Source organism: Pseudomonas syringae, assembly GCF_023278085.1.
GTDB classification, from domain to species: Bacteria; Pseudomonadota; Gammaproteobacteria; order Pseudomonadales; family Pseudomonadaceae; genus Aquipseudomonas; species Aquipseudomonas syringae_Q.
Genome location: NZ_CP066265.1, coordinates 4,761,563 through 4,774,158 on the forward strand (window position 1 = coordinate 4,761,563; position 12,596 = coordinate 4,774,158).

Genomic DNA, 12,596 nt, shown 5'->3' on the forward strand with positions numbered 1-12,596 from the left:
AATGCATTTCTGGACGCTCTGCGTCCGGCCAAATATGCGGTGGGGCGCACACTTGTGACGCGGAGCGTCACGAAATGCATGCCAACGCAGAGCGCTGGCACGAGAGAGGGGACGTTACTTCACTGTCTTCGGCGCCTTGCCGGTGCGCATCTGCTCCAGCAGCGGGCCGCATTGGTTGGGTTCGTTGTCGCCGGTCGCGACCAGCGCCAGCAGGCCTGCCACCGGGCCCACGGTCGCGCCGAGCAGCACCATACCGGCGCCGCGCAACAGCAACGGCCCGGACTGCACGCCGGCATTGGGCTTGGCGAACGGGCCGTTGACGTATAGCGGCGAACGCAACGAGAACACGCGGAAGCCTTTGGATTCAGGGTTGATCTGCAAATCCAGTTGCTCGGTCTTCATGTTCGCGGTGCCGCTGATGTAGATGATGGCGTTCTCGGTATCGAAGACAAACAGGCGACTGGTCGCCAGGCCGTCCTTGATGCCGAAATCGGAGGCCGCGCAATTGATCTTCACGTCCTTGTCGCCGAACAGTTTGCCCACCACGTAATTGCCGACGTTAAGCCCGGCGATTTCCATCAGGCCTCGGCTGATCGCGCCGTCGTTGACGAGCATTTTCATTTCGCCGTTGGCGGTGCCGAGCAGGGCTGCAATCGAGTTGCCGCGACCACTGATATCGGCATCGCCGTTCAGCTCACCGAAACTGGTTTTCATCGGCTCGAAGGTCGGGAACAACTGCTTGAGCTTGAAGTTGCGTGCAGACAGTCTGGCACGACCCTGCAAGGGCTTGTCGCGCCCATCAAGGCGGATGTCGGCGTCCAGCTTGCCACCCGCAACGCCAAACCGCAGCGGCTCAAGGCTCAACTGGCCGTCGTTGAGAACCAGATGCGTATAGAGGTCGGTGAACGGCAGATCAGGGCTTTGCACAATGCGCTTGCCGGTGAACTCGACGTCTGCGTCCATGGCACGCCAGCGATCAGTCTGAAACTCTTCAACCGGCAAGACCTTTCCCGACGGTTGCTTGCTTTCGCCCCCGCGCTTTTTCTGCGCGGCGTTGGAGTCCGCACCAATCAGCGGCGCGAGGTCGCTGAACAGCAACTGGTTGGACACCAGCACACCACTCAGCTTGGGCCGTGGCTGGCTGGCGACGTAAGCCAGGTCGCCATGGATATCACTGTTGCCGATCTTGCCGTTGAAGCCGTCGTAACGGAAGCTTGCGCCGGCCGCATCGTGCAGCTTGGCGACCAGTCGGCCGTCGGTGGAATAGGCCGGGGAGTCAGGCAGGGTCACGCCAGTCAGCGGGTAAAGATTGCTCAGGCTCGCGCCGGACAGCTTCAAGCGCAGATCCAGCGCACCGAGGTTCTGTGGATCGGTCAGGGTCCCGGCGATCACTGCATGGGTGTCGCCAATCTTGACGTCTGCCTGCACCGGGAATGGCTGACGGGCATCCTTGAGCGCCAGCAGGCCACCGATCTTGCCGGTGCCGCTGAGTTTCTGGCCGTGGTACTGGCCGGTGACGCCCAGACCGAATGCGTAGTCCTGCGGCACAGCGCCCTTTTCCTGCGCCTTTTGCGCCTCTTTGCTGCCGACGATCTCACTGAACGGGATCGGCTTGCCGAGCATGTCGATCACCACGTCCAGATTGGCGTTCAGCGTCTGATCATTGAAGCTCACCAGCCCCTTGTCGAACTTGATTGCGCCAATATCAATCACCCATTTGGAGGGCTCGGCATTCGGATCGGACTTGGGCAGGTCAAACACCCAATTGGCACGACCATCGGCAAGCCGCTCCAGCTTCGCTTCCGGGCCGGTCAGGTCGATACGCGGGATCACCACCTGCTGAACCAGCAAAGGCAGCAGCGACAGACGAAACTCGACATGCTTGAGGGTGACCATCTGCGGCGTTTTCGACCACTCGGGATTGCCCAGCGTCAGGTCATCCGCGACAAAGTGCGGCGACGGCACCCAGGCGCGCCAGCCACCCAGCTCAGGCTCGCGGGTCCAGCGCACATCCAGGTCACCATTAATGGCGAACGGGCGATGCAGCGCTTCGCTGACTTTGCTGTTGAGCGTGGGTTTGATGCGGTTCCAGTCGAACGTGACGATCACGATGACCAATAGGGCCAGGAGCACCACGAGTGTGATGCCTGTCCATCCGAAAATCTTGCGGCTGCGCGTCATGCGTGAATCTCCAGAAAACAGCGCCCCTACCCTGGCGCGCCGAATATGACATGACCCTTCGACTGACAAACGCGCCAAGGGTTTGATCTGAATATGAAATCAAGCCAAAGGCCAGCATGGTGACCAGCCCCTCATTTGAACAGGCTGCGCTAAAACCTCTTCGACGCAGGCAAAGCGCTTTTGCTAAAGTGCGCTCCAGTCTATTCCAAGAATCGTTTGAGCCATGCTGCCGCGCGCCGAACAGAAACAACAGACCCGCCGAGCCCTTATGGAGGCTGCCCACCAATTAATGGAGAGCGGACGTGGATTCGGCAGCCTGAGTTTGCGGGAAGTGGCCCGTACCGCAGGCATTGTACCGACAGGTTTCTATCGCCACTTTGAAGATATGGATCAACTGGGCCTGGCACTGGTCAGCGAAGTCGGCCAGACCTTCCGTGAAACCATTCGGCTGGTGCGGCAAAACGAATTTGCCGTGGGCGGGCTTATTCGCGCTTCGGTGAAAATCTTTCTGGAGCGCGTTGCGGCCAACCGTTCACAGTTTCTGTTTCTGGCTCGCGAACAGTACGGCGGCTCGCTCAAGGTACGGCAGGCACTGGGCGCCCTGCGCGAAGGCATCAGTGCCGACCTGACCGCCGACCTGGCGAAAATGCCGAAATGGCGCCACCTGAATGCCGAAGCGCTGTCGATCATCGCCGACCTGGTAGTCAAAAGCGTGTTCGCCATGCTCCCGGAACTGATCGACCCACCCCCCGCCTCGCTGGCTCCGCACTTGACGCCTCAGGCCAAGATCACCCAGCAACTGCGCTTCATCTTCATCGGCGCACGCCACTGGCGCGGGCTTGGCAGCCACGATTGAAAGCCCCCAGAGACAGGGTGTTTGAAACAGTGGCATCGCGAGCAAGCGAGGCGTCGCCCGGCTCGCTCCTTCATCGAACAATCGCCACGCCCCGGCTTGGTGCAGATCAGACTTTACGCACCAAAAACAAACACTCACAGCATCGTTATGAACTGATATAAGCCACTTCCGTCAGCCATTTCCTACACCCTGCTCTGTTGGCAAGCACCTTGCTCTGCTTTGAAGCATCGCAACTGCCTGGAAACTATCTGATGCTGGTGATTCACACTCGAATCGAACCCCAGGCCGAATGGGCCGCCGAGCTGCATTTGAATTTCGAGGCGCGCAGCAAAAGTCGTCTGCGCTGCTTCAGTGCGGAAAACGAAGACGTGGGGCTGTTCCTGCAACGCGGCCAGTCACCGTTGCGTGATGGCGAGTTTCTGCAGGCTGAAGACGGCCGCATCGTGCGCGTCTGTGCGCGCCCCGAAAAGCTGATGCACGTCACCTGCAGCAGCGCTTTCGAGCTGACCCGCGCGGCTTATCATCTGGGCAACAGACACGTTGCCCTGCAAGTGGGTGATGGCTGGCTGCGCCTGCTCGACGACTACGTGCTCAAGGCGATGCTCGATCAACTGGGCGCAACCACTGAAACCATCGAAGCACCGTTTCAGCCGGAACATGGCGCCTATGGTGGCGGCCATCATCATTCGCGTGCCGGGGAAGAGGACTTCAATTACCCGCCACGCATGCACCAGTTCGGCGTGCGCACGTGAACAGCGCCTGGGCGCTTTTGCGTCTGGCCAGCCCGCAGTTGCCGATTGGCGGCTACAGCTATTCGCAAGGGCTGGAAATGGCGGTCGAGCAATCCATTGTCGTCGACCCGCAAACCGCCGGGCGCTGGATTGGTGATCAGTTATTGCTCAATCTTGCCCGTTTCGAAGCGCCCTTGCTGTTGGCGCATTGCGCAGCAGCGGCGGTTGGCGACTGGGGCCAATTGCTGCAAGTCAGCGAACAGCATCGCGCCAGCCGTGAGACCCGCGAGCTGCATCTTGAAAGCCGGCAGATGGGCTACTCCCTGAAGCAGTTGCTCAACGGGCTGCCTGAGCTGGACCGCGATGCTCGCCACTTTCTGGAGCAGACCGAAGAGCCGCATCTGGCATTAGGCTGGGCACTGGCGGCGCGCACCTGGCAAATCAGTCCGCAGGACGCGCTGGCCGCGTGGCTCTGGAGCTGGCTGGAAAACCAGCTGGCAGTACTGATGAAAACCTTGCCGCTGGGCCAGCAGGCCGCGCAACGCCTGACCAGCGAGCTGTTGCCATTGCTGCAACAGGCACAGGTCAATGCCACGAACCAGAACACACAACATGCTGGCAGCGCGGCCTTCGGCCTGGCGTTGGCGAGCATGGCGCACGAACGTCAATACAGCCGGTTATTCCGGTCCTGATCAGCCTCCAAGGAGAATTCAATGAACAGCCAACCCCTGCGCGTCGGCATCGGTGGCCCGGTCGGCTCCGGCAAGACCGCCCTGACCCTGGCGCTGTGCCTGGCCTTGCGCGATCGCTACAACCTGGCAGTCGTGACCAACGATATCTACACCCGCGAAGACGCCGACTTTCTGGTGCGCAATGAAGCGCTGGCCCCTGAGCGCATCATCGGCGTCGAAACTGGCGGTTGCCCGCATACGGCGATCCGCGAAGACGCGTCGATCAATCTGGAAGCGGTCGATCAGTTGAACCGGCGTTTCGAAGGTCTGGACATGATCATCGTCGAATCCGGTGGCGACAATCTGTCGGCCACCTTCAGCCCCGAGCTGTCCGACCTGACAATCTACGTGATCGACGTGTCGGCGGGCGACAAGCTGCCACGTAAAGGCGGGCCAGGTATTTGCAAGTCCGACCTGCTGGTGATCAATAAAATCGACCTTGCACCGCTGGTGGGCGCTTCGTTGGAGATGATGGACAGTGACACGCGCAAGATGCGCGGCGAAAAGCCTTTCGTTTTCAGTAATCAGAAAACCGGCCAGGGTCTGGAACAGATCATTGCTTTCATCGAGCGCCAAGGCCTGCTGACTGCGGCCGCCTGAATTCACCACCCTAAGGAACCCGTTGATGAACTACAAAAAAGCCTTGGGCGCCCTCGCCCTGCTGTTGGTGCCGACGCTGGCCCTGGCTCACCCCGGTCATGGCGATAACGGCCTGATCGCCGGTATCAGCCACCCGCTTGGCGGTCTGGATCATTTACTGGCGATGCTTGCGGTCGGTCTGTGGGCCGCGCAGCAACAAGGCGCGGCGCGCTGGGCGTTGCCTTGCACCTTTGTCGGCACCATGCTGATCGGCGGGGTTCTGGGTTTCGAAGGCCTGAACCTGCCTGCGCTGGAAAGCGGTATTGCTGCCTCGGTGCTGGCGCTGGGCCTGGCAGTGGCACTGGCGGTTCGTCCACCGCTGGCACTGGCGGTCGCAGCGACTGCGTTGTTCGCGCTGTTTCATGGCGTGGCGCATGGCCTCGAGTTGCCTGATATGTCCAGCCCATGGGCTTACGCGGCAGGTTTCGTGGCGGCGACTGCTGCGTTGCATGCGGCGGGTTACGCGTTCGTGCGCGTACTGCCACAAGCGGCTGCGCCACTGGTTCGCCTTGCAGGCGCAGCCTCGGCAGCGGCGGGTGTGTGGTTGCTGGCGGGCTGATTGCCTATCGGTGACTCTCGTGCCCCCGCTCCGCGTGGGCATGCAGTTCCGGACACTCCGCGTCCTATCCTGAGTGTGCGGAGCGGCGCAGATTTGTGACGCAGAGCGTCACCCAAGGCGTTCCCACGCTGGAGTGGGGAACGATAGGCGTCCGAAAGAATGTCTATAGTGCCCCCGCTCCGCGCGGGCATGCAATTCTGGACGCTTTGCGTCCGCTGCCGAGCCTACAGCGCAGCAATCCTGATAACATGCTGCGCACTCGACACTGCCGCGATGCCCGCCGATGCCTCATGTTTCCAGCTCTGCCTCCGCCCCCGAACTGACTCTGGTTTTCGCCGCTTTGCAGGCGCATTTCCTGCAGGTCGTCGTGCCGCTCTGGCAGGGGCCGGGCTGGAATGCACAGTTGGCATTGCCTTACGAAGCACTGGATGCCAACGATCAGCCGCTGCCTGCGCAGCGCTATCGGGCGATGGCCTGTGCGCGGCAACTGTTCCTGTTTTCCAGCCTGATCGACCGTCCTGAAGTGCCGGATGCGCGAACGCGGGCCGGTGCGTTGTTCCGTTCGTTACAACAACATTTTCATGACGCCGAGCATGGCGGCTGGTTCTACAGCATTGATCCGCAGGGCAAGCCGCTGGATCGCCGCAAGGACCTCTACACCCACGCATTCATCATCTTTGCCTGCGCGCATTACTGGGCGAAGGTGCGGGACCCGCTCGCCGAATCAGTCCTCAATGCAGCGCTTGAGGTCGTCGCTGAACGCTTTGCTGACGCTGACGGGCTGTATGAAGCGCAACTCGATGAAGACTGGTCAACGCTGGGCACAGGCCCGTTGCAGAACCCGCTGATGCATCTGGCGGAAGCCTTTCTGGCGACGCTTGCGGTGCGCGCTGACCCGGCCACTCAGTCGGCGATGGATGCGCTGGTTATCCACATGCAGCGCCGCTTCGTCGACCCGGCGACTGGCGTAATGCTGGAGAAACCGCTGGGCGCTGTGGATAACTGGTACGAGCCAGGTCATCAGTTCGAATGGTTTTTCCTGCTGCAAACCTCGCCCGACCTGCACGGTCGCGAGCTGCACCAATCCATGAGCCGTGCGTTTGCCTACGCACAAGCACAAGGCGTCGACCCACAGACCGGCGCAGTAACGGCCACGCTGACGCTGGAGGGCACGGTACGCGACGCTACCCAGCGCATCTGGGCTCAGGCCGAGTATTTGCGGGCAATGGCGCTGAGGCCCGAATGCGAGGCCGCACTGGCCGACCAGTTGCTGGCGTTCGAACGGCGCTTTCTGCATGCCAAGGGCTGGAACGAGTGTGTCGAACCAGATGGCAGCGTCAGCCGCAGCGATATGCCGTCGACCACGCCTTACCATCTGGCGACCTGTTACATCGGGCTGGCCGACTGCATCGCGAATCGCTTCATCACTGCATTCCCGCCACCAACGCCCACAGAAGGCTGATCAGCCACGATTGCGATCAATCGCAAAGCCGGCCCAGGTCTGGCTGACGGGCATCAGTTCCAGACTGTTGATATTGACGTGCGCGGGCGTGTTCATGATCCAGAAGATCGTGTCGGCGATGTCCTGCGGCTGAATCGGCTCGGCGCCTGCATAGGTGGCGTCGTACTTGGCCTGATCGCCGCCGAAACGGACCAGCGAAAATTCGCTCTCGCACAGCCCCGGCTCCAGGTTGGTCACCCGCACACCGGTGCCGATCAGGTCGTTGCGCAGGTTCAGCGAAAACTGACCGACGAAGGCCTTGGTGCCGCCATACACGTTGCCGCCCGGATACGGATAGTTACCGGCCACTGAACCCAGGTTGACGATGCTTGCACCGCGACCATGCGCGATCAGGCGTGGCAGCAACAGGCGAGTGGTGTAGACCAGGCCTTTGACGTTGGTGTCGATCATGGTGTCCCAGTCATCCAGATCGCACTTCGGTGCAGGATCAATACCCAGCGCCAGACCGGCGTTGTTGATCAGGCCGCGAATGCTGGCGAACTCTGCAGGCAAATCGGCGATGGCACTCTCCATCGCCTTGCGGTCACGCACATCCAGCACCAGCGTGTGTACTTTGGTCTGCTTCGACAGTTCGGCGCTCAGGGCATCCAGACGGTCCTTGCGGCGACCGGTCAGCACCAGCGCCCAGCCCGCCTCGGCAAAGCGACGTGCGCAGGCCTCGCCGAAACCCGAAGTAGCGCCCGTGATGAATACAGTGGAAGTCATTTGAGTCTCCTGAGAGGGCGCGAAAAAAGCGCAGCCTGTTAATAAGTGAATGGCAGGGCCGCAGAATGCCCGTCAGCGGGACTGCGATGCAACATCCCGGTTTAATCTGTACAAAAAACAACCAACTCGAACAAAGCCATATAGTTCGGGCCTCGCAGGTAGTTTTGCCCACCTTATCCACAGTCAGACACACAATCTCTGGGGGCAACTCGCACACGCTGAAAGCCACGCCATACGGGGCCTCCAGCAAAAAAAGCAAAGTTTTTTGCTTGACTTTGATCAATCCCCTGAGCGGCTCCATAAGCTTGGAAAAACCGTGATGGCCTGTAGCCCAGATGCAGTAACGTCTGGCTCACTCTTTCCAATGCTTGTTCACAGACTTATCCACAGGGCTGGCAGTGTAGAAAGCTGTATGAACGACCAGCTCCAGGACTGTTGACAAACACCCCCAAAAGTTGGCTGAAAACCTTTGTTCAAATTTTAACCAGCTAGCTACAGCCCTTATGCATAAAGGGCTGCAGGCAAATACTCCCAAGTTATTAACAGCCAGTTCCACAGTAAACCTGAACAAGTCGAAACTGTGACAAAACAACCATTTGCAGCGGTTTTATGTCGCAGTCTGGAGGCTCGCCAAAATTGTTTTCCACAATTGCAAACAACGACGCCCCGGACGTTTGAACATCCGGGGCGTGCGCAGGAAACAGCGAAGTTTTTGACTGGTTCAGTGACCGCCCAGATAGGCGTTTCTCACCTCTTCATTGACCAGCAATTCCTGGCCGGTGCCGGACAGACGGATCTCGCCGTTGACCATCACGTAGGCACGGTCGGACAGCTTGAGCGCATGGTTGGCGTTCTGCTCGACCAGAAAAATGGTCATGCCGGTGGCCGCCAGCTCGCGCAGGGTCGAGAAGATCTGTTTGACGATGATCGGTGCCAGACCAAGGCTCGGCTCATCGAGCAGCAGCAGCTTGGGACGACTCATCAACGCCCGGGCAATGGCGAGCATTTGCTGTTCGCCACCCGACATGGTCATGGCGCGCTGATTACGGCGTTCCTTGAGGCGCGGAAACAATTCGAACATGCGCTGCATGTCTTCCGCCGAATGCTTGTCGCCAATCGGAATGGTGCCCATCATCAGGTTTTCCTCGACCGACATGTCGGGGAACACCCGCCGCCCTTCCGGCGACTGCGCAATGCCGTTGGAAGCGATGTAGTGCGACGACTTCTGGGTGATGTCGGTGCCCTGATAAATGATCTGCCCGCTGGCGGCACGCGGCTGACCGAAGATCGACATCAGCAACGTGGACTTACCCGCACCGTTGGAGCCGATCAGGCTGACCGTTTCGCCCTCGTTGATGTGCAGCGAGACCTTCTTGAGGGCCTGAATCGGCCCGTAAAACACATCGATCTCTTTCAGTTCGAGGATCGGCTTGCTCATACCAGCTCCTCTTCATCAGCGCCCAGATACGCAGCGATCACCTTCGGATCGTTACGGATCTGTTCCGGCCCGCCCATGGCAATCACGTTGCCGTGGTCAAGCACCACAATATCGTCGGAAATGCCCATCACCATGCCCATGTCATGCTCGATCAGCACGATGGTCATGTCATGTTCGTCGCGCAGCAGGCGGATCATGCCGCTCAACGCTTCGGTTTCCTGCGGGTTAAGGCCGGCAGCCGGTTCGTCGAGGCAGATCACCTGCGGGCGCGTACACATGGCGCGGGCGATCTCCAGACGACGTTGCTGCCCGTAGGACAGCTCGCCAGCCAGACGATTGGCGCAATCCACCAGGTCGACCACTTCCAGCCAGTAGAACGCGGTATTGAGCGCGTCCTCTTCGGCCTTGCGATAGCCTTTGGTGTTGAGAATCCCGCTGACCAGGCTGCGATTCACCCACATATGCTGGGCAACCAGCAGGTTCTCGACCACCGACATTTCCTTGAACAGACGGATGTTCTGGAACGTGCGCGCCAGCCCTGCACGGTTGACCAGGTGCGTACCACCAAACATCTTGTAGTACACACGGCTGAGGAAGCTTTTCGGCGACACAAAATCGGTGGCCTTGAAAGGCTCGCCCAGCAGCCTGATCACGTTGGTGGTCTTGCCGCGGGTATGCAGTTCGATGCGCCCGCCAGTGGCCTTGTAGAAACCGGTCAGGCAATTGAAGACCGTGGTCTTGCCCGCGCCGTTGGGGCCAATCAGGGCGAAGATCGAGTTGCGCCGGACCTTGAGGCTGACATCGCTGAGGGCCTTGATGCCACCAAAGTGCATCATCAGGTGCTCGACGGAGAGAATCACTTCATTGCTCATCGTGCAGCTCCCTCTGTCACCAGTGCGCCCTTGCGCGGTTTCACGCCGGTGCGGCTGATGCGGATCAGACCGCGTGGCCGCCAGATCATCATCAGCACCATCAGAATCCCGAACAGCAACACGCGGTACTCGGAGAAACTGCGCAGCAGTTCAGGCGCGACGGTCAGCACGAAGGCCGCAATCACCACGCCAATGGTCGACCCCATACCGCCCAGCACCACAATCGCCAGAATCAGCGCCGACTCGAAGAAGGTGAACGACGTCGGGTTGACGAAGCCCTGATAGCTGGCGAAAAACACGCCCGCAAGGCCCGCCGTCGAAGCACCGATGGTGAACGCCGAGAGCTTGACCAGCACGTGATTGAGGCCCATCGAGCGGCAGGCAATCTCGTCCTCACGCAGGGCTTCCCAGGCACGCCCGATCGGCATGCGGGTCAGGCGATGCTTGATGAACAGCACCGCCAGCACTACAAGGAACAGCACGGTATAGATGAAGATGAATTTCAGGTCCGGGTTGTAATCGAAGCCGAAATATTCGTGGATCGGAACCCCTCCATCCTTGGCACGGCGTCCGAATTCCAGGCCGAAAAAGGTCGGCGACGGCACCGGCACACCATTCGGGCCGCCGGTGAACGACAGCCAGTTATTCAGGATAAGACGGATGATCTCGCCGAACCCCAGGGTCACGATGGCCAGGTAATCGCCATGCATGCGTAACACCGGGAAGCCGAGAATGCAGCCGGCAAGCGCCGCGGCAATCGCCGCCAACGGCAACGCCGACCAGAAGCCGAGCCCAAGGTACTGATAACCCAGCGCCAGACCGTAGGCGCCGATGGCGTAGAACGCCACGTACCCCAGATCGAGCAGCCCCGCCAGACCGACCACGATGTTCAGCCCCAGCCCCAGCAACACGTAAATCAGACCGAGAATGACCACGGTCAGGATGTACTTGTTGGCGAAGATCGGGAACACGATGGCAATCACGATCAGCAACGGAATGATCCAGTACAGGCTCGACCGGTGATCCGGTTTGAGCACATGTACGCCCGAGTCGGAGCTTTCAAAGCTCTGGGAAACGCGCAGGCCTCGGGGGGTTTGCAGAAACAGACTGATCAGAAAGCGCCCGGCCATGACGATGGCGACCAGCCAGGCGACGCGGGTCGGCTGCAGGTTGAAGCTGTAGCCGTCGAGCACGATGCCGACGATGGGGCCGAACACGATCAGGGCCAGCAACCCGGCAATCACAGCGTCGATCAGGCTTTTCTTGATTTCAACAGGTTTGGAGACAGGAATAGCGGCAGGAGCGGACATACTTATACCTTCGCCACGAGTGGGCGACCCAGCAGGCCTTGGGGACGGAAAATCAGGATCAGCACCAGCAGGCCGAAACTGAACACGTCTTTGTAATCGGAGTTGATCAGACCGGAGAACTGCGACTCGGCAACCCCCAGAATCAAACCGCCCAGCATGGCGCCCGGCAGCGAACCGATCCCGCCCAGCACCGCCGCCGTGAACGCCTTGATACCGATGATGAACCCGGCGTAGAAATCGAAGGTGCCGTAGTTCATGGTGATCAGCACTCCGGCCAGTGCGGCCATGGCTGCGCCGATGATGAACACGTAGGAAATGACCCGATCGGTGTTGATACCGAGAATCGACGCCATTTTGCGGTCTTGCTGCGTGGCCCGGCACATGCGGCCCAGCTTGGTGTACTTGATGATGTAGGTCAGCACGCCCATGCCGACGAACGCGGCGATGAGGATGAAGATCTTGGTGTAGGTGATCTGCACGAAGCCGCTGCCGACCTCGAAGCGCCACGCACCTTCAAGCAGCGTGGGCACGCCCTGCTGCCGGGCACCCTGACTGATCTGCGCGTAATTCTGCAGGATCAGGGAAATACCGATGGCACTGATCAGGGGAGCCAGCCGGGTCGAGTTGCGCAGCGGCTTGTAAGCCACACGCTCGATGACGAACCCGTAAACGCCGGTGACGATGATGGTGAAGATCAGCGTACCGAGAATCAGGAATGGAAAGGACTCCACACCGAAGAAAGACAGAACCGCGAGGCCGATGGCGGCCAGGTAGGCAGAAATCATGTACACGTCGCCATGGGCGAAGTTGATCATGCCGATGATGCCGTAAACCATCGTGTAGCCGATGGCGATGAGGCCATAGACAGACCCGAGAGTGAGTCCGTTGACCATTTGTTGCAGGAAGATTCCGTCCATCACGCACGCTCACACACTGAAAGGCAGCTCAGCACCCTGCCGGTCATGCCCTGATGAGGTACGACCGGCAGGTCCGAAAACAACAAAAGAGATGCAGGCTCGCTCATGGGCGAGCCCATCACCGGTTCAGCACCT

At 60.0% G+C, this 12,596-nt stretch carries 12 protein-coding genes; 6 read left to right on the forward strand and 6 right to left on the reverse strand.

Annotated features, from left to right (window positions below):
- Window positions 1-114 precede the first annotated feature (114 nt).
- Window positions 115-2,181, reverse strand: coding sequence for an AsmA family protein (locus I9H07_RS21240; RefSeq protein ID WP_236424017.1), 2,067 nt, complete (start codon window positions 2,179-2,181; stop codon window positions 115-117).
- Between the two features lie 223 nt (window positions 2,182-2,404).
- Between I9H07_RS21240 and I9H07_RS21245 the strand changes: the two genes are divergently transcribed.
- The 6 genes from I9H07_RS21245 to I9H07_RS21270 all read left to right on the forward strand — a co-directional run bounded on the left by I9H07_RS21245 (window position 2,405) and on the right by I9H07_RS21270 (window position 7,159).
- The gene (locus tag I9H07_RS21245) at window positions 2,405-3,037 is read left to right on the forward strand and encodes a TetR family transcriptional regulator (protein WP_024673702.1); all 633 of its coding nucleotides are present in this window, start codon (window positions 2,405-2,407) and stop codon (window positions 3,035-3,037) included.
- A 251-nt stretch (window positions 3,038-3,288) separates the two neighbouring features.
- A complete protein-coding gene (gene ureE, locus I9H07_RS21250) occupies window positions 3,289-3,789 on the forward strand; it encodes an urease accessory protein UreE (protein WP_024644097.1) in 501 nt (166 codons plus the stop codon).
- On the forward strand, window positions 3,786-4,460 hold the full coding sequence (locus I9H07_RS21255) for an urease accessory protein UreF (protein WP_236424016.1): 675 nt from the start codon (window positions 3,786-3,788) through the stop codon (window positions 4,458-4,460). The genes ureE and I9H07_RS21255 overlap by 4 nt, the downstream gene beginning before the upstream one ends.
- Before the next feature lie 21 nt (window positions 4,461-4,481).
- Window positions 4,482-5,099, forward strand: a complete 618-nt coding sequence (ureG, locus tag I9H07_RS21260; protein ID WP_007250976.1) for an urease accessory protein UreG — start codon at window positions 4,482-4,484, stop codon at window positions 5,097-5,099.
- A gap of 25 nt (window positions 5,100-5,124) precedes the next feature.
- The gene (locus tag I9H07_RS21265) at window positions 5,125-5,697 is read left to right on the forward strand and encodes a HupE/UreJ family protein (RefSeq protein WP_024673757.1); all 573 of its coding nucleotides are present in this window, start codon (window positions 5,125-5,127) and stop codon (window positions 5,695-5,697) included.
- Between the two features lie 283 nt (window positions 5,698-5,980).
- Entirely contained in the window at window positions 5,981-7,159 is a 1,179-nt protein-coding gene (locus I9H07_RS21270; RefSeq protein WP_236424014.1) for an AGE family epimerase/isomerase, read from the forward strand.
- On the opposite strand, the gene I9H07_RS21275 is transcribed toward I9H07_RS21270, so the two are convergent.
- From I9H07_RS21275 to I9H07_RS21295, 5 genes are all read right to left on the reverse strand, one after another.
- Entirely contained in the window at window positions 7,160-7,924 is a 765-nt protein-coding gene (locus I9H07_RS21275) for an SDR family oxidoreductase (RefSeq protein ID WP_024672229.1), read from the reverse strand.
- A 721-nt stretch (window positions 7,925-8,645) separates the two neighbouring features.
- Window positions 8,646-9,362, reverse strand: a complete 717-nt coding sequence (locus I9H07_RS21280; RefSeq protein WP_004407872.1) for an ABC transporter ATP-binding protein — start codon at window positions 9,360-9,362, stop codon at window positions 8,646-8,648.
- Window positions 9,359-10,234 carry an ABC transporter ATP-binding protein gene (locus I9H07_RS21285; RefSeq protein WP_024672228.1) on the reverse strand — a complete coding sequence of 292 codons (876 nt, stop codon included), beginning with the start codon at window positions 10,232-10,234 and terminating at the stop codon, window positions 9,359-9,361. The genes I9H07_RS21280 and I9H07_RS21285 overlap by 4 nt, the downstream gene beginning before the upstream one ends.
- Window positions 10,231-11,544: a high-affinity branched-chain amino acid ABC transporter permease LivM gene (gene livM, locus I9H07_RS21290; RefSeq protein ID WP_024672227.1), complete on the reverse strand. Its 1,314-nt coding sequence runs from the start codon at window positions 11,542-11,544 to the stop codon at window positions 10,231-10,233. Before livM ends, I9H07_RS21285 begins: the two co-directional genes overlap by 4 nt.
- A 2-nt stretch (window positions 11,545-11,546) precedes the next feature.
- Window positions 11,547-12,461: an ABC transporter permease subunit gene (locus I9H07_RS21295; RefSeq protein ID WP_024672226.1), complete on the reverse strand. Its 915-nt coding sequence runs from the start codon at window positions 12,459-12,461 to the stop codon at window positions 11,547-11,549.
- Window positions 12,462-12,596 lie beyond the last annotated feature (135 nt).

What these genes read in the sequence shown, in the direction of transcription:
- I9H07_RS21240 (WP_236424017.1), bottom strand. Translation starts at nt 2,181, where the DNA reads ATGACGCGCAGCCGCAAGATTTTCGGATGGACAGGCATCACACTCGTG.
- I9H07_RS21245 (WP_024673702.1), top strand. Translation starts at nt 2,405, where the DNA reads ATGCTGCCGCGCGCCGAACAGAAACAACAGACCCGCCGAGCCCTTATG.
- ureE (WP_024644097.1), top strand. Translation starts at nt 3,289, where the DNA reads ATGCTGGTGATTCACACTCGAATCGAACCCCAGGCCGAATGGGCCGCC.
- ureG (WP_007250976.1), top strand. Translation starts at nt 4,482, where the DNA reads ATGAACAGCCAACCCCTGCGCGTCGGCATCGGTGGCCCGGTCGGCTCC.
- I9H07_RS21265 (WP_024673757.1), top strand. Translation starts at nt 5,125, where the DNA reads ATGAACTACAAAAAAGCCTTGGGCGCCCTCGCCCTGCTGTTGGTGCCG.
- I9H07_RS21270 (WP_236424014.1), top strand. Translation starts at nt 5,981, where the DNA reads ATGCCTCATGTTTCCAGCTCTGCCTCCGCCCCCGAACTGACTCTGGTT.
- I9H07_RS21275 (WP_024672229.1), bottom strand. Translation starts at nt 7,924, where the DNA reads ATGACTTCCACTGTATTCATCACGGGCGCTACTTCGGGTTTCGGCGAG.
- I9H07_RS21280 (WP_004407872.1), bottom strand. Translation starts at nt 9,362, where the DNA reads ATGAGCAAGCCGATCCTCGAACTGAAAGAGATCGATGTGTTTTACGGG.
- I9H07_RS21285 (WP_024672228.1), bottom strand. Translation starts at nt 10,234, where the DNA reads ATGAGCAATGAAGTGATTCTCTCCGTCGAGCACCTGATGATGCACTTT.
- livM (WP_024672227.1), bottom strand. Translation starts at nt 11,544, where the DNA reads ATGTCCGCTCCTGCCGCTATTCCTGTCTCCAAACCTGTTGAAATCAAG.
- I9H07_RS21295 (WP_024672226.1), bottom strand. Translation starts at nt 12,461, where the DNA reads ATGGACGGAATCTTCCTGCAACAAATGGTCAACGGACTCACTCTCGGG.